The following is a 23,707-nucleotide window of genomic DNA, read 5'->3' as shown; positions in this document are numbered from 1 at the left end:
TGGCAAATAAATCTGTACTTAAAGGACAGGCGATTCATTTCCAAGGTCATCCTTCGTAGGAGAAGACACAATAGGATTTGTCCAAGTGGAGGCAACTGTTTGTTCAGACAGTGGATGATAGTAAGCGGCCATGAGTCCCCAAATCGATTTTTCACCCGTTGCAAATAGCGTAGGCGGCGCTTCCATTAAGGAAATGCGTTTTATCGCAGCAATTTTTTTAACACTGACTATAACCTGATTTGTCTTTTGGTAGGCAGTAATTAGCAATTCGGTTTTAAGTGCAGGGAGTTTCTCTAAAGCCGCATCCCGAAACTGGACAATTTCCCTATTTATTTCAGTAATGAATTCAGGCGAGATAGTCAGGCTGCCGTATAAACTGGAATAAGTACACTGGCTAGCATAGAGATTATTGGCAATATTCTTCAACAATGCTTGCCATGCTCCATCAAAAAAAAGCCAGGCCAATTTCGTATTGTTAGGGAATTTTTTATAACAGCCTTGCAAATAAAGCCGCCCGCGTTCAAATTGCTCTACAAGTTGCTGTACTTTAAATGGCAATTCCTCTTCAAAGGTTTGAGCACTCTCATAGACGTTCACAAGCAATGCATTAATCTTTTTCTTGTTCGCTTTTGCCTGCCGTAAGCTATTTTGTAAATCTACATTTTCTCCAGACTCTGACAATAGATCTTGCAATTGTTGCGCTACACAGAGGCACTCTTTATGAGCGGTGAGATCTAAATAAGAATACCTAATCATCGCGAAATAAATATCGCAAATACCCAAACTTATTCGGTAAGCAGTCAAACTATCTACCAATTGCTGCATAAAATCCTGTACTTTGGCGGGATAAAGCTTTTCCAGCTTTAGCTGGTACTGGTTATCCAGCACAATTATCGGTAACCCACTGGTTACAATATGTTCATCTAAAGCATGAACCAAACTAGGTAAAGTACTTTCTGATGCCGCATTAAATTGCTCAGCAGTAGCAATAAGTACTTCCTCCTTAACCAGACAGCGCCGCACCCCCTCCTCTATGTCTGTCTGGGCTTCTTCAACCAACATTGCCTTTGTTGCTTCATTAGCAAAATGAGTTAACAAGAGCTGTCTTATTTGACTTGCTGTATTACTAAAATATTCACAACGAGCATGGATAGGCTTATACGCTTTATCATATTCTTCCTGCAATGTTTCTAAGAGATTGCCTCCCATAACCCCTCCCATTCAATCCTTGTGGATTTAATTTCTACAAGGCAGTCGTAAGCTTGTCAAGTTGTAGTCAAAACAATGAAGCATTCCACAATGCTTGGGATGACAGGTATAATTTCAACAACTCTCACAGCAGGCGCGCTTATGAAAAAACGCATTTTGATCCTTAACACCGGTGGAACAATTAGTTCTGTAAAAACCAATCATGGTTATGAACCAGCCATGGGATACGTCCAATCAGCCCTGGCTAAAATCCCTGCCTTAAATCATGCTGAAATGCCTGATTATGCTATTAAAGAGTATCAGCCGCTGCTTGACTCATCCAACATGACAGTAACTGACTGGAATCGTATTGCGACCGATATTGCCAGTGAATATGCGAAGTTTGACGGCTTTGTGATTTTTCATGGTACGGACACCATGGCATATACAGCGTCTGCTTTATCGTTCATGCTGGAAAATCTGGGAAAACCGGTCATTGTTACTGGCTCGCAAATTCCTTTATCTGAGGTTCGTAATGACGCACTGGACAATGTAATTACCTCCTTGTGGCTTTGTGCGCATCAACCCATTAATGAAGTATGTATTTATTTTAATCAACATTTATTGCGTGGTAACCGGGCTCAAAAAATCAGCGCGCAACGTTTTAATGCCTTTGATTCACCGAATGCCCCTCATTTAGCAACGATTGGAATCAGCATCCAATTACATCAAGAACGTCTACTCCCGCCACCGGCCAAGCCATTTTGTTTACAAACAATAAGCCCCCAATTTATTGCTAACTTTCGTTTATTCCCGGGTTTTGCCACAAAAGTATTGGAATTTATTTTGCAGCCACCACTCAAAGGGCTGGTCTTGGAAACCTATGGCGCGGGGAATGCACAAAACAATGATCCGCAATTTTTGGCTCTTTTAAAAAATGCTTGTGAACGAGGCATTGTCATCGTCAATTGCAGTCAATGTCAGCATGGACGGGTGGAAATGAGCCAATATGCCACAGGACATACTTTAAAGCAGGCTGGACTTATCAGCGGCCATGATATGACACCGGAAGCAGCTCACTGTAAATTGCTCTATCTATTCAGTAAAAATTTGAGCAATCAAGAGGTCAAAACGTTGATGGAAACGAATTTATGTGGCGAACTAACCCCTTGAAGTGCAAAATTTTATATTCCTTGATGATTCAAAGCGTATCCTACAGAGCACAACTAGAGACATGGGCTACTTCAGGCGGATTAATCCCCGTTACTGCAGCTTCAGCACACTCTTGCAAATAACCTGGACCCGGCTTGAAAGTCGGTAAAGCAATATTAAGTGAAGTAAAAAATGCCAGACTGACGGGGAGACTGATTTTGGGGCCAAAGCGAATGCATAAGGCTTCATTTTCTTCCTTTAAAGTCTTTAAAGATGACAAAACACTTTTCTTTCTCAACGCCGGATAATCGACAGGCTTTTTTTCAACAAGAATTTTATTTGGCTTGGGGTTTTCTACCTCGTCGATATCCTCATCATGCCTCTCTTCCTTAGCCTTCTTTGCTCTTTCAGCCTCGCGACGAGCAATTTCCTCAAAATCATCAAGCTCCCTTATATTTTCTTCACATTGTTTTAAATTAGCTATGAGAAGCTTTTCCTTTTCTTCTGCCAATTCGTGGCAAGAGGAAATTTTCGGATTCTGTAATAACTTGTTGATGAGTGACTGGTTGCCCGCATCTTCAACCTTCTGCGCCAGATACCTTATTGTCTGATAACGATAAACATTCAACGGCATATCATCATCGGGGGTATCAAGAAGTTTTACGCCTTCTTTTTCTGCATCTTCGAGTTTTGTGTATATATCATCCAGTAACGTCATTACCGCTTGCAACGCAGGGCCCGAAGTTCCTTCATCATAGCCTTTTTTGCTACTTGCCATCTTCGCTGAATTTTTATATTTGCTAATCAGCACTTTTAGCGTTTCCAAGGTAGCCTCATCACTCTCCCCATCTTGAACATTGTTAAGTTCAGATAACAAATCATCGTCAAGATCTTGTTTGGTAGCAGATAGTGCTTTGTCACGACCTAAAAGACCGAGGCTAAAAAACGTAATTGCGCGGTTAGTCAACCCGGCATCCGCACTAACAGAATCATTCCTAATTTGTTTAATTCTTCTAGCGAGAATAATTTTTGCAGCCTGAAGAAAATTGGACACGGCACTACTCCTTTGCTCATATTTTTTTTATCATATCCATTAATTATTCTATTCGCAACATACATACAGATTGCTTAATTCAGTAGCCACCCTGAGTAATGTTGTTCCAAAAAAGGAAATCGTAATCCTATGACACTACAAATTATTATTCTTGCCGCCGGTCAAGGTAAGCGCATGTATTCCGGTACCCCAAAAGTATTGCACAAGATTGCTGGAAAACCGATGCTCGTACGTGTGGTAGAAACAGCACAACAACTCAATCCAGAGGCTATTTATGTCGTTTATGGCCATGGGGGCGAGCAAATAAAAGCAGCGCTTCCCGACCTGCCTGTCAATTGGGTATTACAAAAAGATCAGCTTGGCACCGGACATGCCGTGATGCAAGCCCTTCCCCATATTCCGTTAGATTCACAAGTGCTCATTCTTTCAGCAGATGTTCCTTTAATTGAAGCGAAAACGCTGCAAAACCTAATTGATAAACACCACGCTGCTCCTGCACCAGCCAATTCCTTAAGTTTATTACTGGCAAAACTTGATAACCCCACTGGACTTGGCCGCATTGTCCGCAATGCGCAAGGAGATATTTCGGCCATCGTCGAAGAAAAAGATGCCACCGCAGAGCAAAAACAAATCCAGGAAATATACAGCGGCATTTGTTGTGTGCAAGCAGCTGACCTGGCTCGTTGGTTACCTCAGTTAGGCTGCAATAATGCCCAAGGCGAATATTATTTGACAGAAATCATTGCCATGGCAGTCAATGAACAGCAAGTGATTACCTCCCTGCAGACACCAACCCTCATGGAAATTCAGGGAGTGAATGATCGGTTACAGTTACAGCAGTTGGAGCGTATTTGGCAACAGCGCCTTGCTAGACAACTCATGCTTTCCGGGGTTTCCCTTGCTGATGCTAACCGCTTTGATGTTCGGGGTGAACTTCATTGCGGCCAGGATGTATTTATTGACGTTAATAACGTGTTTAGCGGCAAAGTAGTGTTGGGTAATGGCTGTTCTATAGGCCCCAATTGCATTCTGCATAATGTTACTTTAGGTGCTCACTGTGAAATTTTAGCTAACTCTGTCCTTGAAGATTGTCACATTGGCGAGTCTTGTCACATTGGTCCCTTCGCACGATTAAGGCCAGGTACGCAATTAGCTAATGATTGCAAAATCGGCAATTTTGTTGAAACCAAAAAAGCGGTTTTTGGTGAGGGAAGTAAAGCCAGCCATCTGAGTTATTTAGGTGATGTAACCCTTGGCAAAGAGGTTAATATTGGTGCGGGTACCATTACCTGCAACTATGATGGTGCCAATAAACACCAAACAATCATCGAAGATGGCGTTTTTGTCGGCTCTGACACCCAATTAGTTGCCCCCGTGACAGTCGGGGCTAATGCTACTATTGGCGCTGGTAGTACTATTCGCAAAAATGTACCTGCCAATGAATTGACCTTGACTGAGAGCAAACAAAAAACAATCACTGGCTGGAAAAGACCTGTCAAAAAATCTTAATTAAAAAATCCCTGCATTCAGCCAGGCTTATCTTTACAGCATCCCCCTGAATGCTTGGCGTTAGTTGGCCAGTAAACCCGTCGTATTTTCCATCTGCTTGTGAAATTGATTGCATAACCATAAAATCAGCGGCAAACCAATCAACGTCGCTACTAGTTTGTAGAGCCAGTAGGTAATCGCCAGAGTAAAAATTTGCTCATGAGGATAAATGCCGGCATACAATAAACTGTAATTAACGATACAAATCAACGTAGTGGCGCAAATATTAGCAATGAGAATCCGCGAATAACGATTCGTCACAAGCTGGGCTTTGTTCAGATACTCCAATAAAGAGGCATTGGTAACAAAATTAACAAATAAAGCCAGGCTTGCTGCGGGTATCTGTCGCGGCATCACTAACGAATAGAAAGGATTCAGATTAAAAAAATCAGGTGATGGCAACGCAACTGCCCCCATTAACAAGAAATCGAAGACTAATTGTGTAATTAAGAGCACGATGATTAAACGAATATTTGCCTTATAACCATAAAGTTCGCCAATAAGACTACTAGCCATCATTGTGAGGGGAAATAACAATCCACTTGCTGTTAAAGCCCAACCATTGGGAAAAGAAACCAGTCGATATTCACAAGCTAAACAGATCAATAAGATAGCAACCGAAAAGCTAACCAAATAATGGTATAAGGGGAATGATAAATAGTGGGGTAACTCGGCAGGCTGTTTTATTTGATCTGGCCTGTTGGAGATTAATAGACAAACGAGATAGATAATTCCTATTAACAATAGAAGAGTCAGTGCAAGCATTGAAGAATCAAGATAAATTTGATTAAAACTATGGATATGCGGATCAGAAAAAAGTAAAACGAAATCCAAACTAAAAAAAGAAAAACCGCCCAAAAGCGCCATTAAAAGGCATTTTCTAGGTGAGGCAAAGACTTTACTCTTTCTTGCGCAGCAAATCATGTGCGGCAAATAAAAACTTAAGCCAAAAGCCAGGGTTGATGCAAAGAATTTTTTAGGGATGTCCTCGAAAACAATCTGATAGGCCGGGTTATCATACATTGTTTCCGCTGCTGGCAAATTTACCAGCAAATAAATCCCTATAGAAAACAAATACAGTGCAAGGAGCGATTGATTGAGTATATGACGTTGTTGGACAACATTGCATTCGTTTAAAACCAATAAATAAATGAAGGCTATCAAGGGACAAAGTACGGCACTTGCAGTAAAGATTAAGCCCTGGATCATAATGATCTTAAACGAGACATTGATTAACAAAATAAGACAAGTCATCATACCCACAGTAAGAGGGAGATAGCTGCGTTTTTGCAGCGCAGTTGAAAAAATCGTCATCATTCAGCCCGGACTCATATTACACATCTGAGACTAATTCTTACCCAGATAGTACTTTGAATTGTGCAGTAATATATCATTATTATCTTTCTTTTGGCAAATTCTGTCAGTCAAAAACGATAGAAATAAAACGAAATCCCTTTTCCAAATCAATTATTATTGTCAGAATCAATGTTGACTGAATCTTGTTACGAAATCAGAATAGTAGTGATACAGACTAAGGAATAACTTATGGATTCACATAAGAAAACATCATCAGCAAAAAAAGGGATGCTACCGGGTTCAGCGATCTATGTGGGTGAAAACCCACCCGTTAAAACCAGGATCTTCATCCATATTTACGATAGTCATAGCTATAAAAGACTTGAAGGATTATCCCTGCCTGCCATTCAGGATGCTTTGACTGCGAATCAGTCTGTCTGGGTAGACGTCTCGGGACTTGCAGATAGTCCACAGATTAGTGAACTCTGCGCTGAATTTGCCATTCACCCGTTGTTTGTTGAAGATATCTTAAATACCCATCAACGTGCCAAATTAGATGAAATCGATGGTGGTTTCTTTATTGTTTTTAAGTTGCTGCATAGCGCTACACGTCGTCTAAGCTATAATGTAGAACAGCTCAGCATGCTGGTAAAAAAAAATCTGTTAGTGACTTTTCGTGAATCCGATAATTATGATTTTCATCCCATTTATAAGTATCTAAGCGCACAACATTCTTTGGTAAGAGAACACGGCAGCGAATATCTGACACATCTCCTAATGGACAACATAGTCGATAATTATTTCAATTTCGTTGAGGATGTTGAAAAAAATTTGAGCAACATGGAAGATCTGCTCCTGAAAGACCCTCAAGCTATCGATCTCTCCAGTTTGTATACCATGAAAAGGCATACAATGACTCTGCGAAAAGCGATCACCCCACTGCAGGATATTGTCGATTTGTTATTATCAGAGCGTAACCGTTTTATCGATGTGAAGTGTCGCCTTTATTATCGCGATTTACATGATCACTGCGTGCGTCTTTTACAATCCATTGATTTACAGAGAGAAATGAGCAATTCCATTCTAGAAATTTATTTATCAACTCTTAATAATCGCATGAATGAGACCATGAAGGTCCTTACCGTGTTTGCCAGCCTCTTTATTCCCCTGACTTTTATCGCAGGGATCTATGGCATGAATTTCGTCAACATGCCGGAGTTAAGATGGCGTTATTCTTATCCATTTATTCTTGGGCTAATGCTATTGCTGACTATTCTCATGCTTTACTATTTTAAAAGAAAAAAACTTCTTTGACTCAAACCAACGTGAGTCGATATAAAAAGCAGGAGCCTATTCTTTATATCGCTCAACAAACAGGATCCCTACGATAGCCTAGGTACCATAGTGCTTTTCGATAGGAATACGTTCCGAGCTGCAGGAGTCTTCCCTGATTCCCTTTAAGTATATTGATTACTGGGAGGCTCCCCTGTATATACCTGGTCCATACTATCCCCTGAACCTCCAGCCACAATAACGCTTGTGGGATCTGTTTTAAAAAAACGAGAGCCCCCTCTTCCGATTACCGCACTTGCGCTTATTTTGGGGTGATTAGAGCGTTTTCGAATAACATTCTGAGCCTCCAGTTTTGTAGATTTTTCGTGTCTAATAACGGTTTCCGGAGCAATTTTATGCGGGTTATTGGCGGTAGATTCCGGGTTTTGTAACGGGACTTTTGGTCCATCTTGCTTCTCATGGCCTCGTAGAGAAGGCGAATCTTCCTCAACGGGTATTGGCGGAGGGGGACCAACATGCAACCCCTCCAATTTTTCACCATAGGTCCCCAAGGCCAGCATAAAGTCTTCATTGCCCATAAGTCTCAGTAAAAACGCTGTGAGAGGCTCAGGAACACCAAAAAATGCATTGGCTGCAGTAGAGGAAGCGCCAGGCAGTTGCCCTGCGAAGAAGATTAACCAGCTTTCCCGCTTTTCTGTAAAGGTTTTAATCTCCTTTACCAACTTATTCCGTACACCATTCCAGTTAGGGGAAATGACTGGATCATCAATGAAATACTGCATGCTTTGTAGAGAGTGTGGTAACAAAATAAATCTCGCCTTGTCAGTCCAGCGGTGAAACCAAATGGCCTCTCCCCACTTCCAAATTTTTCCGACTTGGGCTAAAGAAATAGTAGGCAAGCGCTCCTTGTTCACAATACGGGGTAATACGATTCTTGACCCTGCGAACAGAATTTCAAAAACCACCCCGATTGCACGTCTGGCGGCTATTATCGGATCACGAATACTATAGGTTGACTGAGGTACGGGTGGGGGTAACTTCATATGGGCAGCGATACTGAAAAAAAGAACGAGCAGGGCACTACTGAAAGCCTCTTCATAATAAAATTTAGGAAGGGCAATCAGGTACTTCGTAGTCAAATATTCTATTAAAAAAGCAGCCCCCTTGGCAGTAAGCGCATGTCCAATCCCAAGAGCAAAAATAAGCCCCGCATACTCATTAAAATACTCTTCCTGGTGGCGATCACAAACCTCGGGAATTATCGTTGACACAATATAACTTCCCTCGTTATAGGCCAATGCCAGAGAGGTCAGTGGCTCACCTATAACGGGTATATACCCAATTAGCTTTACCAATTGTTTTGTGGTGGAATATTTAATAGTACTGCGAATGACCCCTTTTAAAAAACGTGCGTCTGTACAGGCCTCTTCACTACAAATAGTCATCTTCGGTTTATGCAAAGTTAAGTCATCGCCTGCCTCTAGGAGTACTACCAGCATACGCATCGTCATTTGTACCCGGTGCCTATTGGTATAGACCCAAACACTCCAATCTAAAAGTCCCAAGGCCATGATTATGCTGGTATCTATACTTAGCCAAGGGACATCTGATTCATTATTTAGATAGCTATAGCCACTTTGTTGGATCAACGTATTAGCATACGAAGGTGCCATGATAAGGGGTAAATCTTCAACCAGAATACGAGCTACATGGCTAGCAACTTTATGGGTTTGGGGATCAACAACAGCTGAATAAAGGACCTTTGGCGCAGCATCGATTTCTTTAGCTAAATGCTCTAATACAGAATAAGAGGAACGAAATCGATCGACTGCTGTTTTCTTAATATACTCGTTATTCCACAGGGAATTACCCCACTCCTTGACTGTGCTCCATGCATCCCAAAACCCCATATTGCTCTCCGGCAATGGTCAAAATTTTATTCTAGGAGCAACCTTAAAAAATTACCAGAGTAGATTAGAAACTGCCTAATCTGATTATTTAGTTTTATGGTCAAATTCACAAAGATCGCGAATAAGGCAATCGGGGCAACGCGGTTTACGAGCAACACAGACATAGCGGCCATGTAAAATAAGCCAGTGGTGAGCATCCTGGATGAATTCTTTGTCCACCTGCTTAAGTAAAGCCAATTCAACAGCCAGTGGTGTTTTTCCCGGGGCTATTCCAGTTCGATTGGCAACCCGAAAAATATGAGTGTCTACTGCCATCGTTGGCTGACCAAACGCTGTATTGAGCACCACATTGGCTGTTTTACGCCCTACACCCGGCAACGCTTCCAAGGCTTCACGACTGCTTGGTACTTGACCATCATGCTTTTCAATAAGGCATTGGCAAGTCTTTACCACATTTTGTGCTTTACTATTAAACAAGCCAATTGTTTTTATATACGTTTTTAGTTGCTCTTCACCGAGAGCCAATATCGCTTGGGGCGTATTGGCAACAGGAAAAAGTTTAGCCGTTGCCTTATTAACACTCACATCAGTCGCCTGCGCGGAAAGCATGACAGCAATGAGCAATTCAAACGGCGAACTATAATGCAACTCTGTCGTAGGATGGGGATTTTGAGCGCGAAAACGTTCAAAAATAGCACGACGTTTTGCTTTGTTCATTTCTTCTTTGCCTGCACTCTCATCAGTGCTTGCCTGATATAGTCCTGTTTGGCTTGTACATCCTGCCTGACATCGCTGGTTTTAACGGCCAATTGGCGCTTTTCACGATAAATTTGCTGTTTCTCCTGTTCTTCCCTTAACAAACGCGCCTGCTTGGCATGAAACCGTTGGCGAGCTACTGTTTTATCGTAGCCAGGTTCTGGCAAATCCACCAGTTCAATACAATCTACGGGACAAGGCGCCACACAAAGCCCGCAGCCTGTACATTCATGAGCAATAACAGCATGCATCACCTTGGCACTACCAATAATCGCATCAACAGGACAAGCTTGAATACATTTGGTACAACCGATGCACTCCGTTTCACGAATAACAGCTAGAGAAGGCGGACGCGTATTTGCTTCGACTGCCGCTAAGTAGGATTCTGTATCAACGCCTAACAACTCACCAAGAGCTCGCATTGTCGTCACCCCACCGGGTGGACAACGATCAATAGGTGCAGTACCTTGCGCCAAGGCTTCAGCATAAGGTAAACAGCCTGGATAGCCGCACTCACCGCATTGTGTTTGCGGTAATAACTCATCAATTGCCTTAACAGAAACCATTATTTTATCTTCATACCAGGTTGCGCTCCTGCATCTGGCTGTAAAAGAAAAATATCTTTCCCATCACCCGCGGCCAAGACCATGCCTTCAGATATCCCAAAACGCATGGTTCGTGGTGCCAAATTTGCTACTACCACAGTCAAACGACCGATGAGATCATCAGGTGCGTAAGCGCTTTTAATTCCGGCAAATACTTGTCGCTGCCCATCACCCAAATCCAGTTGCAGGCGTAATAACTTATCCGCTCCTTCCACAGCTTCAGCAGACATAATTCGAGCGACCCGTAAATCAACTTTGGTAAAATCCTCAATACTGATTGTATTCTCTACAGCCTTAGCCTGGTTTTTTTGAACATCCGTTGTATTCACCAGAGACTCCTTGGTTTGTAATAGCATGGCATCAATTTTCTCTTTTTCTACTCTCACCATGAGAGGTTTAAACGTATTAATCGTGTGGCCAAGCAGCGGTTTATCGATATTGTCCCAGCCCAACGCTTCGCAATTTAGAAATTGTTCGCAAGCTTCAGCCATCATCGGTAATACCGGCTTTAAATAAGTCATTAACAAACGAAACAGATTCAAACCCATAGTACAAATTGCCTGGACATCAGCCACGCGCTCATTGTCCTTGGCAAGTACCCAGGGCTTGTTCGTATCGATATACTGATTAACTCGATCAGCACATTCCATGATTTGTCTGATAGCACGCGCATAATCCCGCTTGACAAAGGCATCGATAATCTCTGTCTTTTGAGCCAACAGCTGCTGGTAAAGAGCAGGCTCTGCTAATTCTGTTGCCAATTGATTATCAAAACGCTTATTAATAAAACCCGCGCAGCGACTAGCAATATTAACCACTTTACCTACTAAATCTGCGTTCACCCGGTTAATAAAATCATCAAAATTCAAATCCAGATCATCAACACGACTACTTAGTTTTGCAGCAAAATAATAACGTAAGTACTCTGGATGCAAATGAGCGAGATAAGTACGAGCTTCAACAAAAGTACCGCGTGATTTTGACATTTTCTGGCCATTCACGGTTAGAAAACCATGTGTAAAAATGGCTGTGGGTAATCGATGTCCACTGGCTGCCAATAAAGCCGGCCAGAACAACGCATGGAAATAAACAATGTCCTTACCAACGAAATGGTACAACTCCGTTGTAGCGTTTTTATCCCAAAACTCGGCAAAGGACAAATTATTTTCATCACTGTATTTCTTAAAGCTAGCCATGTAACCAATCGGCGCATCTAACCAAACATAGAAATATTTATCACTAACATTCGGAATTTGAAAACCAAAATAAGGCGCATCACGGGAAATGTCCCACTGTTTTAAGCCAGCAGCAAACCATTCGTCCAATTTGTTGGCTACTTCTGTTTGCAAATGGCCATTACGCGTCCATTCCTTTAATAATTGTTCATAACGCGGCAAATCAAAGAAATAATGCTCAGACTCTTTTTCAACAGGCTTTGCGCCGGAAATAGCGGAAACAGGATTAATGAGTTCGGTTGGTGCATAAGTTGCACCGCAAGATTCGCAATTATCACCGTATTGATCGGCAGCACCACATTTAGGACATGTTCCTTTCACATAGCGATCGGGCAAGAACATTGCCTTCACTGGGTCATAGGCTTGGCGAATGGTTTTTTTAACAATAGCGCCAGCCGCTTGTAACCGTTCATAAATTTGAGCAGCCAATAACCGGTTTTCCTCGGAATGAGTTGTATGGTAACAATCATAAGCAATAGCAAATGCTTTAAAGTCCTGCTCATGACTCTGCCTCATTTGAGTAGTCAGTTCTTCCGGAGTTATCCCCAATTGTTCTGCTTTCAGCATAATTGGCGTGCCATGGGCATCATCACCACAAACACTGATACATTCATGGCCTAGCATTTTATGAGTACGCACCCAAATGTCAGTCTGGATATGTTCGACCAAATGCCCCAAGTGTAAGTGTCCATTCGCATAGGGGAGTGCGCTGGTCACCAGCATTTTGCGGACTGTTGTCATAAAGTGATTACTCGCAACAATAAAAATGGCAAATTATAACGCATACGCCGATGGAATGCTCGATTTATACGTTACAATAAAGGCTAATATTATAGTTGCACGATGAAAAAGGATAATAAGCCTCATGAATAATCCACGTCTTATTATTGGTATTAGCGGCTCATCCGGTATTATTTACGGTATTCGCTTACTGCAAGTCTTAAAAAATTTTCCTATTGAAACGCATCTGATAGTAAGTAAAGCCGCTCAACTCACCCGTGCTTGCGAAACCAATTTAACAATGGAAGAACTTAAGAATTTGGCTGATAGTTATCATCCTGTTAATGATATCAGTGCGTCTATCGCGAGCGGCTCCTATAAAACAAAAGGCATGATTATCGCCCCCTGCTCCATGAAAACGCTCGGCGAAATTGCTCATGGTATTACAGGGACTTTGCTGACCCGCGCAGCCGATGTCGTTCTTAAAGAGCGCCGCCGTTTGGTTTTAATGCCGAGAGAAACGCCCTTGCATCTGGGACATCTGCAAAACATGGTCACCATTACACAAATGGGAGGAATTATTTGCCCGCCTGTCCCCGCCTTTTATACTCAGCCACAAACGATTGATGATTTGATTAATCATAGCGTCGGGAGAATTTTAGATTTGTTCGATATTGATAGCGGCTTAGTAAAACGTTGGCAAGAATAATCGCTAGCAACCTAATAATGAAAAACTGTTACTGGAACCGTTCTTGCCTCCCCTGATTAAAAACAGTTATTTTTGCGGGGTGAGCCTATATCTGTAGAAGGAGAAAGATGGCCATCAACCTTTATGCCTCGGCTCGGCGAATCAATGGGCGAAAAATAATGCGTATCGTCACCATACTTTTCACCCCCATTAGCAGGAGCCATCTTATTACCGTCTGATTGTCTTTTTTCCAAACCACTCTCCTGCATATTACGATGGCTAGTAGTTATTAAATGCTCCGACAGTTCCGGCTGCAACAAATGATCCAAACCATTATAAATAGTCACGACCGTATTAAAGAGAATACTGGCAACCACATTAATACTGAACACAAGGGCGGTTATCGTAAGAACAGCAGCCGGGAGAGGCATAGGTCCTATAAATGCTAAAGGCGTGGTATCAAATAAAGTAAACCCGGCAATTGCCAGAATGAATGGTGGATAAAGAAAGGCTACCGTAGCAATGGCTATGGCAAAGGCTGTTGCAATAAGAAGAGCGAAAGTCATCGCCCAATGTTCACTGAGTAATTTCCGTAAATCTCTATTCTTTTCGGTACGATAACCGTCTCCTAAATTAATATCGTCCGGACGAAAAAAATGATCCATGGCGTTGTATATTGCAACCACTATATTAAAGAATGTACTAAGAATCAGATTGATGCTAAAAACAAGAGCAGACAAAGTAGTAATGGCGGCAGGAAGGGGCATTAACCCAATAAAAGCTAAGGGCATAGCATCTGATAGGGTGAATCCCGCTACTGCCAGTATAATTCCGGGATGAAGAAAAATTATTGTTCCCGTCGCAACTGCAAGCGATGTTGCAATAAAAAGAGCTGATGCTGCAGCCCAATGCATCCTTGAAAACTCCAAAACAGTCATGTCTTTCTCCTTGTTTTAGTAACCGAGGCGAATCATAGCAGGCGGCCAACTAAAAACGAACTGGAAATGTACAACCGTTGTCATAACGCAAAGCAAATGGCTCTAAAACGAACCTATTTCGTAGAATGCTCAACCTTTATACGGAATCCATGTCCTGGTTCAATACTAGAAAATAAAATTATGTTTAATATCGAACCCGCTGGGGAATACTTTAAAGATACAATGTTGGATCAGCCACTCCAGCGGCCTCAAAGCCTTGGCGGCGGTAGGTACAGCTATCACAGCGCCCACAAGCATGGCCACTCTCTGTTGCTTGATAACAAGATACGGTCAATGCATAATCTACGCCTAAATGCTTGCCCGCTAAAATGGTTTCTGCTTTACTCAAATGTTGTAAAGGCGTATGTAATTTTACCCCTTCGCCTTCCACGCCAGCCTTGGTTGCCAAATTAGCCATGTGTTCAAAAGCAGCAATATACTCCGGACGGCAATCTGGATAGCCAGAATAATCAACTGCACTGACCCCAATAAAAATGTCACGCGCACCAATGACTTCCGCAAAACTCAGTGCAATAGATAAAAATACCGTATTGCGTGCAGGGACATAAGTCACTGGAATTAGTCCATCTCCTTTATAATCTGGTACCGACCGTGTTTCATCGGTCAAAGCCGAACCACCGAATTGACCAAGATCGAGTGTCACGACACGGTGTTCTACTACTGAGAAATGAGCAGCAACGCGGCGTGCTGCCGATAATTCCACGGAATGCCTTTGGCCATAGGCAAAGCTAAGTGCATAACACGCAAATCCTTGCGCTTTCGCCATCGCCAAACAGGTCGTAGAGTCAAGGCCTCCTGATAATAGAACAACTGCTTTTTTCATTTTTCACTCATTTTATGAAAGGAATAATTTTACATTGTGGTTATTTGTCTACCAACCACCCTTATTTTTTAGTGACAATTATAATCATCTTGGCTACAATTGCAGCTCTGATTTCTTTTTTTTAACAAAATCGCAGCTGATTTCATAATTAATTTATCAATTGTGTAAATTTGTTCCTTAAATGCTTGTTCAATAAACAGAGATTATGTTATAAAAAAAGAACATGTTGCACTATTTCAGTGGTATTTCTTGTGCACTAACTTTTTATTGTTGAGGTGATATTATGCCTACAAGCGTTCCTTTTGTAAAAATAGCCTTGCTTTCGCTTAAGGACCGCGGACATGTTATTTTAAATAATTTACTGCACACTCCCTCACTTATAAAAAGAATAACCACACGTAGTATGCGTGCGCGCTCTTCATAACGAGCTTTTTCCCGCCATTGCTGATTGCAGCAAATGAGCAATCTCTAAGTAAATTTTTAAATTATTGCTTTAAAACCAGGAAATTATTTATGCCTCCATCCCATCTAAATCAGCTTAAAGACAGCTTTTTTAATAAAAAGCCTAAAGTATCAGAAGCCTTTGACTTTAAGGCTGCTGATTTTAACCTAAATCAGCTGGATGCAGAATTTTCATCTTTATATCAGTTATTCCTTTCTAATAAAAAGCGCTGGGAAAAAGACCGAGACAACGACATAGTATGCTGTATGGAAGCGCTTTGTGATTTAATGATCCTCTATTACCAATGCAACTATGATGAAGCTACGCTTAATGATCTGCAGAAGAAGAAAGCAGAGATAGTTAGTTTTAAAACCCCAAGTGCCTCTTCCAAGTCTAAAGAGGGTAAAAAAGCAGTTCCGCTTTCTTCTTTTTTAAGAAATAAAGTATCTGATACTGTTTCTGATTATAAAGCGAGCCTAACTGATTCAGCCAAATTTCGTGATAACATCTCTAACTTAAATAACAATCGTATTTATTGGATTTACTGTCATGGCATGATCAACAACGCCATTGTTCTTTTGCAAAAAAGTGGTATCCCTGATTACTTAAAAAGAGTAAACGCAACATTTGGACACCATTACAGTATGGATGACTTTGTTAAAGCGCTCGATAAGCCACAGCAAGTCTTATACGTGTTGAGTGTAAGTATCTATGCATTGCGCTTTATAATTAACCTGGTCACAGTAACAAAACGGGTTATGGATGCCGAGTCAGGAAATGATTTATCAGGCAAAAAAGTTTTAAAACAAGAACTGGAAAAAAGTGGCTTTTCCATGCTCAATGATAGCGTTTGGGGCACGGTCAATTTGCTAACCAATTACAATAAGCTTTTTCATATTTCGGTGGCCGCAGCGGATAAAATAACCGTAGCCTTTTTAGTTTTCGATGTAGCACTCATCCTCGCAAGCTGGCTGTTTGAAAAAGCTAAATATAATCATCGTATTGCAGAATTAGAGGAGCAACAAACTACTGGGTTGCCTAAATCAGAACAACAATTAGCCGTTATTAACCGGCAGATTGATATCTTAAATGACGAATGGGCAGCTCAAACGTCTTATTATGCTTTTAACGTCATCGCAGCAAGCGCTGTCGTCGCTGGCTTTGGGGCAACTTTGATTTTTACCGGAGGGCTTTCTCTGGCTTATCTAGCTGCTTTAAGCATGCTGGGAACTGCCATGTATGTGTCCGCAGATGACTACAAGACCTATAAAAATTCAACGATAGCCATTCAGCGCGAATTGGTCAATGGTAAACTGGTCGATGATACAATACATCAGGAATTACTTATCCAATTAAAGAAGGAAAGCAGTGATGCCTATTCCAATTTTTGGAAAGGGTTATTCTACAATACAACCGGACCTGCATTCTTTATCACTGCAGCAGCGGTTTCTTGGCCAGTAGCTCTTTTAATGACTGCCGCTTATCTATTTTACCAAATAGATAATTCTCATAAGGAAAGTATGGCAGAGAATAACTCAGCACCAGAGACCCCGGGCATTTACCGTTTGATAGGTTAACAAACAAGCATAGACAGTAATAATTTGTTCCTTGCAAGGAGGCTTCAAGAATCAACTTTTTTATTCATGCTACTTAGAGGTTGGGTATGCTAATAAAAAAATGTATAATTGCTGATTTGTTGCGCAATAGTTTCCTTAAATGAATCTTGAAAAACATTACGACGTTATTGTTGTCGGCGGTGGCCATGCCGGTACTGAAGCAGCACTTGCAGCAGCCCGTCTAGGTGCTCAAACACTGCTACTTACTCATAACATGGATATGCTTGGGCAAATGTCTTGCAATCCTGCTATCGGCGGTATTGGTAAAGGCCATCTGGTCAAAGAAATTGATGCACTTGATGGTGCCATGGCTTTAGCTGCCGATAAAGCTGGTATCCAGTTCCGTATCCTCAATGCGTCTAAAGGACCCGCCGTGCGAGCCACTCGAGCACAAGCAGATCGTGTACTTTATCGGCAAGCAATTCGACAACAATTACAAAATCAAGTTAATTTAACGTTGTTTCAACAGGCCGTTGATGATTTGCTGGTTGAAGGGGAACAAGTCAAAGGCGTCGTCACCCAGATGGGTTTAGTTTTGCGAGCCCATGCTGTCGTTTTAACTGTGGGTACTTTTTTGGGCGGAAAAATTCATGTAGGAATGAGTCAATATGCTGGTGGGCGCGCTGGTGATCCCCCTGCTATTGCCTTAGCAAAACGCTTACGTGAATTAGAATTGCCTGTCGGCCGCTTGAAAACCGGAACGCCTCCCCGTATCGATGGGCGCTCGCTTGATTATGCACAAATGTCGGTTCAACCTGGCGATATGCCTGTACCCGTATTTTCCTATCTGGGGACTACGGCACTACATCCACAGCAACTGCCCTGCTACATAACACATACAACTGCCGCTACGCATGAAATTATTCAAGCCAATCTGCATCAATCCCCTATGTATGCTGGTGTTATTGAGGGTATTGGCCCTCGCTATTGTCCTTCAATTGAAGACAAAGTAGTTCGCTTTGCCGATAAAACATCCCACCAGATTTTTGTTGAACCCGAAGGATTAACTACAGACGAAATATACCCCAATGGTATATCAACCAGTTTACCTTTCGAAGTACAAGTTCAATTTGTTCGAACTATCAAGGGCTTTGAAAATGCTCATATTACTCGCCCTGGTTATGCCATTGAATACGATTATTTTGATCCACGCGGCTTAACACCTTACCTCCAGACCAAACCGCTCTCCAATCTGTTTTTTGCTGGTCAAATCAATGGTACTACTGGCTATGAAGAGGCTGCAGCGCAAGGTTTGATTGCCGGCATGAACGCAGCCTTACAAACGCAGGAAAAACCCTTATGGTGCCCTCGCCGCGATGAAGCCTACATCGGTGTTCTCATTGATGATTTGATTACCTGCGGGACCCAGGAACCCTACCGGATGTTTACCTCAAGGGCAGAATATCGCCTGCTTTTACGTGAGGATAATGCCGACCTTCGCCTCACAGAAAAGGGCCGTGAATTAGGATTAGTGGGCGATGAACGCTGGCAAGCCTTTTGTAAGAAACGGGAAGCGATAGAGCAGGCACAAGCCCAACTGAAAGACACCTGGATCCGGGTTGCACACAATGAAGATTTCGCTGCGATGATTGCAAACCCGCTGCAACAGGATTGCCGTGCGGCAGATCTCCTTAAACGACCGGAAATCAACTATAGGGATTTGCAGGCTGTTACTCATTTGGGTTTACCAGAGTTAGCTGCTGATATTGCTGAACAAGTAGAAATTCAAAGTAAATACGCAGGTTATATCGAACGGCAACTCCTAGATATTGAGCGTTTACGCAAGCATGAGAACACGCAGCTACCGGAAAACCTGGACTATACGGCTGTTCCTGGTTTGTCGACGGAAGTCATCCAGAAATTAAGCCGTATCAAACCAAGAACAATGGCCCAGGCAGGGCGCATTTCAGGTGTCACCCCGGCAGCCTTATCCTTGTTGTTAATTTATCTCAAAAAGCATCGAGAACCAGCATGAGTATCTCACCTGAGCTGGCTTTAATTCTCAATAAGGGTCTGAAAGAACTGGGCATATCAACAGAAACTGAACCACTGTTGCATTATTTATCATTACTACACAAATGGAATCGTAGTTATAATTTAACTGCGATTAGAGATATGGATGTCATGGTTACCCGTCATCTGCTTGACAGCTTGGCTATTGCACCATGGATTCGTGGCAAACGTTTGCTGGATGTTGGGACCGGAGCCGGTTTACCAGGTATCCCGTTAGCACTTATACAACCTGACTTACATGTGGTTTTACTGGACAGTAATGGTAAAAAAATACGATTCCTGCAAGAAGTAAAGCGTGCTCTGAACATAGATAATATTGAAATCGTGCAAACTCGTGTAGAAAACTACCACCCATCACGCGGTTTTGATACAGTAACAAGTCGGGCCTTCAGCGATCTGGCGCAAATGTTGAAATGGACTAACCATCTTGTTGAGACAAATGGTATCTGGCTTGCCATGAAAGGACGCTATCCTGAAACCGAACTGGCGAGCATCAACCTACCCTATCAAGTCCAGTCCTATACAGTACCCGGCCTGGATGGTAAGCGTTGCTGCGTCATTATTGAAAATGCAATCAAGGAATAACCATGGCAAAAGTCATAGCCATTGCCAATCAGAAAGGGGGCGTGGGCAAAACCACGACAGCAATTAATCTAGCAACTTCTATCGCTGCGAATCGTCAACAGGTTTTACTCGTTGATTTAGATCCCCAAGGTAATGCAACGATGGGTTCAGGCGTTGATAAAAGCACGCTGGTGCATACTGCGAATGATGTTTTACTGCGTGATTGTCTCGCCGAGCAGGCTTGTTTAACCACAGCCTGTGGTTTTGATTTAATACCGGCTAATGGCGATTTGACTGTTGCCGAAGTTAGTTTGATGGAAAGAAACCATCGTGAAACCTTCCTATTTAAAGCATTACAATCCATACAAAGCGCCTATGACTTTATCCTAATCGACTGCCCTCCTGCATTAAATACACTCACTATCAACGCATTAGTAGCCGCCGATTCCGTGTTAATTCCGATGCAATGTGAATATTATGCGCTCGAAGGTTTGGCTGCCCTGGTGTCCACTATTGAACAAATTAAGGCCTCGGTAAACCCGCGCCTGCATATTGAAGGTGTTCTACGTACCATGTACGATGCACGTAATCGCTTGTGCTCTGACGTCTCAAAACAGCTATTGGAGCATTTTCAAAATAAAGTATACCGAACGGTAGTTCCACGAAACGTACGCCTTGCTGAAGCACCCAGTCATGGTTTGCCAGCGTTATACTACGACAAATCATCACCGGGCGCAGCCGCTTATATGGTATTAGCTGCCGAAGTCATTAGTAAGCAAACCACCGTGGCCGGTTAATCGAGGTAATTATGACAACAAAACGCAGTGGTTTAGGACGTAATTTATCTGCCTTACTAGGTAATTCTGCGGTAAATTTGCTTAATGAAAAAGCAACAACCGAACGATTAAACCTGGCTATAGATAGCTTGCAACCTGGTAAATATCAACCTCGAGCAGAAATCGAGGAGGCACCGTTGGCTGAATTGGCTGCATCCATCAAGCAACAAGGCTTGCTACAACCATTGGTAGTTCGTGAAATTGCTAATGGACGTTATGAAATCATAGCCGGCGAACGGCGGTGGCGTGCCTGCCAATTAATCGGTTTTACTGAAGTTCCTGTCGTCTTGCGCCAGGTAGATGACGAAACAGCTATGGCTATCGCTTTAGTGGAGAATTTGCAGCGTGAAGATCTCAACGCCATGGATCAAGCTCGCGCCATGCATCGCCTTACCGATGAATTTGATTTAACCCATCAGCAAGTTGCCGACCTATTAGGCAAATCGCGAACTGCTGTGAGTAACTACCTGCGTTTATTGGGTTTGAACACGGAAGTAAAACAATTTTTGGAGCATGGTGATTTGGATATGGGGCATGCACGTGCCTTACTTATGCTTAGTGATGAGCAACAAAGTCAGGTTGCACAATTAGTAGTTGCTAAGAATTTGTCAGTAAGGGAAACAGAAAAATTAGTCGCACGCGTCAAAAATGGTAAACCTGAAACTGGCGTGAAAGGAGAAATTACTCCTCTAATCCAGGAGCAGATTGAGACACTGACCCAGCGATTGAAAACTCCGGTTAAAATCAAACCAGGCAAAGCGGGTAAAGGAACCTTAGTCATCCATTACGATACCCTACAAAATTTGCAAACTGTTATTAAGCAATTAATAAATTAGGTGCTCAAGTTTTTATCTTATCTGCCGATATTAAGTCATATGGCGGAGAAGTACTATGCAAATCCAACCTGTGCAACCAGTTGCCGTCAAGTTAAAATGCGGGCACGCCCAGGCATCTTGTTGGTTGGTTGAGCTCGGGGAAAGTGAAATGCAATTGACTAGTACTGATTACCTTGATAAAGAAAGTCCTGTCGTTTTTAACGCCGACTTTTTTCGTGGTGAAGCGATCATTACTCATATCAGCTTTCACCGCTACCGTTTTACTTATACGTTAACAATTAATTTTATTCAATTTCAACCTGGCTTACTAATCAACACCAAGCTGTAACGGATGCTAGCACGAACGTAGTTTAGCCTGAGAACTGTTTCTTGATGGGGCTTTGAGGCAGGATTTAGCTTCGTAGAACTTTTTCCCTGGCGTCGCTGCCTCCATCAAAGGCTACTTATTTATTCTTGTAGCCTTGATGGAGCTTGCGACATCAAGGTTTATCTCTTCAAGATCGATTTAGCTTATTAGAGCCAGTAGACAAAAATAAACAAAAATAACCAGACCACATCTACAAAGTGCCAATACCAGGCAGCCGCTTCAAAGGCAAAATGGCGCTCAGGGGTAAAATGACCACGAATGCAACGCATCAGAATAACAATCAGCATGATTGTCCCGATAGTAACATGCAAACCGTGAAATCCAGTCAGCATAAAGAAAGTCGTGCCATAAATTCCGGCATCCAGCGTTAGATTCATTTCGGTATAGGCTTCATGATACTCATAAGATTGCAGCATCAGGAAAAGTATACCCAGCGCAATAGTACAGATCATCCCTGCGATGAGTTGTTTACGTTTATTCAGTTTCAAAGCCCAATGTGCCCAAGTTATCGTAGCACCTGATGTCAACAAAATAAGGGTGTTAATAGCAGCCAAACCCCAGGCTCCCATCGCCTTGTCAGCACCCACAAAGGCTTGATTGTCCGGGTTGGTCAGCAAGGGCCAGGTCGCCTGAAAATCAGACCAAAGTGTGATATGGGTAATGGGATGGATATCACCGCCAAGCAGAGGGACTGACCAAAAACGCGCGAAAAAGAGAGCGCCAAAGAAAGCACCAAAGAAGCAAACTTCAGAAAAAATAAACCAGCTCATGCCCCAACGAAATGAACGATCAACCTGTAAATCGTATAAGCCCTTTTCATTCTCGTAAATTACTTGCCCAAACCAGCCAAACATCATAAACACTAAAATGGCTAAACCAAGAGTAAAAATATAAGGACCATACCAATCGTGATGTAACCAAGAGGCAGCGCCAACCAGCGTTGTCGTCAAACCAATTGAGCCCACTAATGGCCAGTGACTGGGTTTAGGTACGTAATATGTGCCATGTGCTCCCATTGTATATTTTTCTCCTGTTCTATCTATATCGCCAGCGCAACTGCACTGCGATGCTTAGTTAACGTGAGTCCGCTATATTAAACGAACTGGGACTTAGATACTGGCCCCACACAAATGCTGCGCATTGTAAGGGATAACGTTCGCCTAGGGATATATAAACACAGATTCTGCGTCTATATCGAACTAGTTAATCACTTTATTAGTGACATCAAACAACGTATAAGACAGAGTAATTGTCTTAACCTTTGCCGGTAAATCTGTATCCAAATGGAATAATAAAGGCATATCCATCGCTTCATGCCCATTCAAAGTTTGTTGCGTAAAACAAAAACATTCCGTCTTTTTTAGGTATTTAGCTGCAATTCCTGGTGTGACACTAGGGATTGCTTGCACAGTCATGCGATGATTTGTCTTATTTTCTGCATAAAAAGCAAGTTTAGCAATTTCGCCTGGATGCACTCTTAACTTCTGAACCTTGGGATAAAAGGCCCAAGGCACAGAGCTATTATTTGTCGCCACGAACTCCACAACAACCTCTCTTTCATGCACGATTTTTGCCTGCTTTTCATCATAAGCAACTGCTTCGGTATTCGTTTTGCCATTGACTCCCAGCACTCTACATAAACTATTGTAAATGGGTACTAAGGCAAAGCCAAAAGCAAACATGCCGATAACAACCACCGCAAGACTAATCACCAATTTTGCATGACCTTTTTCAGCCATTAAATTCACCACCCTACCTGTTAATAAC

At 42.4% G+C, this 23,707-nt stretch carries 21 protein-coding genes; 10 read left to right on the top strand and 11 right to left on the bottom strand.

Annotated features, from left to right (window positions below):
• Window positions 1-18: 18 nt before the first annotated feature.
• Entirely contained in the window at window positions 19-1,209 is a 1,191-nt protein-coding gene (locus tag DYC89_RS00760; protein WP_147285460.1) for a hypothetical protein, read from the bottom strand.
• A 141-nt stretch (window positions 1,210-1,350) separates the two neighbouring features.
• Here DYC89_RS00760 and ansA point away from each other — a divergent pair, with 141 nt between their 5' ends.
• Window positions 1,351-2,361, top strand: coding sequence for an asparaginase (gene ansA, locus DYC89_RS00755; RefSeq protein WP_115222607.1), 1,011 nt, complete (start codon window positions 1,351-1,353; stop codon window positions 2,359-2,361).
• 40 nt (window positions 2,362-2,401) lie between these two features.
• Here ansA and DYC89_RS00750 read toward each other — a convergent pair whose 3' ends face one another.
• Window positions 2,402-3,394, bottom strand: coding sequence for a hypothetical protein (locus DYC89_RS00750; protein WP_115220070.1), 993 nt, complete (start codon window positions 3,392-3,394; stop codon window positions 2,402-2,404).
• Window positions 3,395-3,523: 129 nt separating this feature from the next.
• Here DYC89_RS00750 and glmU point away from each other — a divergent pair, with 129 nt between their 5' ends.
• Complete coding sequence (gene glmU, locus DYC89_RS00745; protein ID WP_115220069.1) at window positions 3,524-4,903, top strand: bifunctional UDP-N-acetylglucosamine diphosphorylase/glucosamine-1-phosphate N-acetyltransferase GlmU; 1,380 nt, start codon at window positions 3,524-3,526, stop codon at window positions 4,901-4,903.
• 60 nt (window positions 4,904-4,963) lie between these two features.
• Here glmU and DYC89_RS00740 read toward each other — a convergent pair whose 3' ends face one another.
• The gene (locus tag DYC89_RS00740; RefSeq protein WP_342767864.1) at window positions 4,964-6,259 is read right to left on the bottom strand and encodes a VUT family protein; all 1,296 of its coding nucleotides are present in this window, start codon (window positions 6,257-6,259) and stop codon (window positions 4,964-4,966) included.
• 228 nt (window positions 6,260-6,487) lie between these two features.
• Between DYC89_RS00740 and corA the strand changes: the two genes are divergently transcribed.
• Complete coding sequence (gene corA / locus DYC89_RS00735; RefSeq protein ID WP_115220068.1) at window positions 6,488-7,552, top strand: magnesium/cobalt transporter CorA; 1,065 nt, start codon at window positions 6,488-6,490, stop codon at window positions 7,550-7,552.
• A gap of 143 nt (window positions 7,553-7,695) precedes the next feature.
• Here corA and DYC89_RS00730 read toward each other — a convergent pair whose 3' ends face one another.
• The 4 genes from DYC89_RS00730 to metG form a co-directional block, all read right to left on the bottom strand.
• Window positions 7,696-9,441: a hypothetical protein gene (locus tag DYC89_RS00730; protein ID WP_115220067.1), complete on the bottom strand. Its 1,746-nt coding sequence runs from the start codon at window positions 9,439-9,441 to the stop codon at window positions 7,696-7,698.
• Between the two features lie 84 nt (window positions 9,442-9,525).
• Complete coding sequence (nth, locus tag DYC89_RS00725) at window positions 9,526-10,158, bottom strand: endonuclease III (protein ID WP_115220066.1); 633 nt, start codon at window positions 10,156-10,158, stop codon at window positions 9,526-9,528.
• Window positions 10,155-10,763, bottom strand: coding sequence for an RnfABCDGE type electron transport complex subunit B (locus tag DYC89_RS00720; RefSeq protein WP_115220065.1), 609 nt, complete (start codon window positions 10,761-10,763; stop codon window positions 10,155-10,157). The genes nth and DYC89_RS00720 overlap by 4 nt, the downstream gene beginning before the upstream one ends.
• The gene (metG, locus tag DYC89_RS00715; protein ID WP_115220064.1) at window positions 10,763-12,778 is read right to left on the bottom strand and encodes a methionine--tRNA ligase; all 2,016 of its coding nucleotides are present in this window, start codon (window positions 12,776-12,778) and stop codon (window positions 10,763-10,765) included. Before metG ends, DYC89_RS00720 begins: the two co-directional genes overlap by 1 nt.
• A gap of 124 nt (window positions 12,779-12,902) precedes the next feature.
• Here metG and DYC89_RS00710 point away from each other — a divergent pair, with 124 nt between their 5' ends.
• Window positions 12,903-13,466 carry a UbiX family flavin prenyltransferase gene (locus DYC89_RS00710; protein WP_115220063.1) on the top strand — a complete coding sequence of 188 codons (564 nt, stop codon included), beginning with the start codon at window positions 12,903-12,905 and terminating at the stop codon, window positions 13,464-13,466.
• Between the two features lie 56 nt (window positions 13,467-13,522).
• Here the strand turns inward: DYC89_RS00710 and DYC89_RS00705 are convergent, their stop codons facing one another.
• Entirely contained in the window at window positions 13,523-14,383 is an 861-nt protein-coding gene (locus DYC89_RS00705; protein ID WP_115220062.1) for a hypothetical protein, read from the bottom strand.
• Between the two features lie 211 nt (window positions 14,384-14,594).
• Window positions 14,595-15,266 carry a 7-cyano-7-deazaguanine synthase QueC gene (gene queC / locus DYC89_RS00700; RefSeq protein WP_115220061.1) on the bottom strand — a complete coding sequence of 224 codons (672 nt, stop codon included), beginning with the start codon at window positions 15,264-15,266 and terminating at the stop codon, window positions 14,595-14,597.
• A gap of 513 nt (window positions 15,267-15,779) precedes the next feature.
• Between queC and DYC89_RS00695 the strand changes: the two genes are divergently transcribed.
• From DYC89_RS00695 to DYC89_RS00670, 6 genes are all read left to right on the top strand, one after another.
• On the top strand, window positions 15,780-17,285 hold the full coding sequence (locus DYC89_RS00695; RefSeq protein WP_115220060.1) for a hypothetical protein: 1,506 nt from the start codon (window positions 15,780-15,782) through the stop codon (window positions 17,283-17,285).
• Window positions 17,286-17,424: 139 nt separating this feature from the next.
• The gene (mnmG, locus tag DYC89_RS00690) at window positions 17,425-19,299 is read left to right on the top strand and encodes a tRNA uridine-5-carboxymethylaminomethyl(34) synthesis enzyme MnmG (protein ID WP_115220059.1); all 1,875 of its coding nucleotides are present in this window, start codon (window positions 17,425-17,427) and stop codon (window positions 19,297-19,299) included.
• The gene (gene rsmG / locus DYC89_RS00685; RefSeq protein WP_115220058.1) at window positions 19,296-19,922 is read left to right on the top strand and encodes a 16S rRNA (guanine(527)-N(7))-methyltransferase RsmG; all 627 of its coding nucleotides are present in this window, start codon (window positions 19,296-19,298) and stop codon (window positions 19,920-19,922) included. Before mnmG ends, rsmG begins: the two co-directional genes overlap by 4 nt.
• Before the next feature lie 2 nt (window positions 19,923-19,924).
• Window positions 19,925-20,698 (top strand): ParA family protein, encoded by a 774-nt coding sequence (locus DYC89_RS00680; RefSeq protein ID WP_115220057.1) that lies wholly within the window; start codon window positions 19,925-19,927, stop codon window positions 20,696-20,698.
• A gap of 11 nt (window positions 20,699-20,709) precedes the next feature.
• Window positions 20,710-21,573: a ParB/RepB/Spo0J family partition protein gene (locus tag DYC89_RS00675; RefSeq protein WP_115220056.1), complete on the top strand. Its 864-nt coding sequence runs from the start codon at window positions 20,710-20,712 to the stop codon at window positions 21,571-21,573.
• 55 nt (window positions 21,574-21,628) lie between these two features.
• The gene (locus DYC89_RS00670) at window positions 21,629-21,901 is read left to right on the top strand and encodes a hypothetical protein (RefSeq protein ID WP_115220055.1); all 273 of its coding nucleotides are present in this window, start codon (window positions 21,629-21,631) and stop codon (window positions 21,899-21,901) included.
• A gap of 185 nt (window positions 21,902-22,086) precedes the next feature.
• Here DYC89_RS00670 and DYC89_RS00665 read toward each other — a convergent pair whose 3' ends face one another.
• Complete coding sequence (locus tag DYC89_RS00665) at window positions 22,087-22,956, bottom strand: cytochrome c oxidase subunit 3 (protein WP_115220054.1); 870 nt, start codon at window positions 22,954-22,956, stop codon at window positions 22,087-22,089.
• Window positions 22,957-23,139: 183 nt separating this feature from the next.
• Window positions 23,140-23,679 (bottom strand): cytochrome c oxidase assembly protein, encoded by a 540-nt coding sequence (locus tag DYC89_RS00660; RefSeq protein WP_115220053.1) that lies wholly within the window; start codon window positions 23,677-23,679, stop codon window positions 23,140-23,142.
• Window positions 23,680-23,707: the final 28 nt, after the last annotated feature.

Origin of the sequence: Legionella donaldsonii (genome assembly GCF_900452385.1) — a bacterium.
Classification (GTDB): domain Bacteria; phylum Pseudomonadota; class Gammaproteobacteria; order Legionellales; family Legionellaceae; genus Tatlockia; species Tatlockia donaldsonii.
Note: the sequence above shows the minus strand (reverse complement) of the source record. Positions and strands in the feature narration are given on the sequence as shown.

Bases quoted from the DNA above. Each gene is read 5' to 3' on its own strand.
- DYC89_RS00760 (WP_147285460.1), bottom strand. From the start codon at position 1,209: ATGGGAGGCAATCTCTTAGAAACATTGCAGGAAGAATATGATAAAGCG.
- ansA (WP_115222607.1), top strand. From the start codon at position 1,351: ATGAAAAAACGCATTTTGATCCTTAACACCGGTGGAACAATTAGTTCT.
- glmU (WP_115220069.1), top strand. From the start codon at position 3,524: ATGACACTACAAATTATTATTCTTGCCGCCGGTCAAGGTAAGCGCATG.
- DYC89_RS00740 (WP_342767864.1), bottom strand. From the start codon at position 6,259: ATGATGACGATTTTTTCAACTGCGCTGCAAAAACGCAGCTATCTCCCT.
- corA (WP_115220068.1), top strand. From the start codon at position 6,488: ATGGATTCACATAAGAAAACATCATCAGCAAAAAAAGGGATGCTACCG.
- DYC89_RS00730 (WP_115220067.1), bottom strand. From the start codon at position 9,441: ATGGGGTTTTGGGATGCATGGAGCACAGTCAAGGAGTGGGGTAATTCC.
- nth (WP_115220066.1), bottom strand. From the start codon at position 10,158: ATGAACAAAGCAAAACGTCGTGCTATTTTTGAACGTTTTCGCGCTCAA.
- DYC89_RS00720 (WP_115220065.1), bottom strand. From the start codon at position 10,763: ATGGTTTCTGTTAAGGCAATTGATGAGTTATTACCGCAAACACAATGC.
- metG (WP_115220064.1), bottom strand. From the start codon at position 12,778: ATGACAACAGTCCGCAAAATGCTGGTGACCAGCGCACTCCCCTATGCG.
- DYC89_RS00710 (WP_115220063.1), top strand. From the start codon at position 12,903: ATGAATAATCCACGTCTTATTATTGGTATTAGCGGCTCATCCGGTATT.
- DYC89_RS00705 (WP_115220062.1), bottom strand. From the start codon at position 14,383: ATGACTGTTTTGGAGTTTTCAAGGATGCATTGGGCTGCAGCATCAGCT.
- queC (WP_115220061.1), bottom strand. From the start codon at position 15,266: ATGAAAAAAGCAGTTGTTCTATTATCAGGAGGCCTTGACTCTACGACC.
- DYC89_RS00695 (WP_115220060.1), top strand. From the start codon at position 15,780: ATGCCTCCATCCCATCTAAATCAGCTTAAAGACAGCTTTTTTAATAAA.
- mnmG (WP_115220059.1), top strand. From the start codon at position 17,425: ATGAATCTTGAAAAACATTACGACGTTATTGTTGTCGGCGGTGGCCAT.
- rsmG (WP_115220058.1), top strand. From the start codon at position 19,296: ATGAGTATCTCACCTGAGCTGGCTTTAATTCTCAATAAGGGTCTGAAA.
- DYC89_RS00680 (WP_115220057.1), top strand. From the start codon at position 19,925: ATGGCAAAAGTCATAGCCATTGCCAATCAGAAAGGGGGCGTGGGCAAA.
- DYC89_RS00675 (WP_115220056.1), top strand. From the start codon at position 20,710: ATGACAACAAAACGCAGTGGTTTAGGACGTAATTTATCTGCCTTACTA.
- DYC89_RS00670 (WP_115220055.1), top strand. From the start codon at position 21,629: ATGCAAATCCAACCTGTGCAACCAGTTGCCGTCAAGTTAAAATGCGGG.
- DYC89_RS00665 (WP_115220054.1), bottom strand. From the start codon at position 22,956: ATGGGAGCACATGGCACATATTACGTACCTAAACCCAGTCACTGGCCA.
- DYC89_RS00660 (WP_115220053.1), bottom strand. From the start codon at position 23,679: ATGGCTGAAAAAGGTCATGCAAAATTGGTGATTAGTCTTGCGGTGGTT.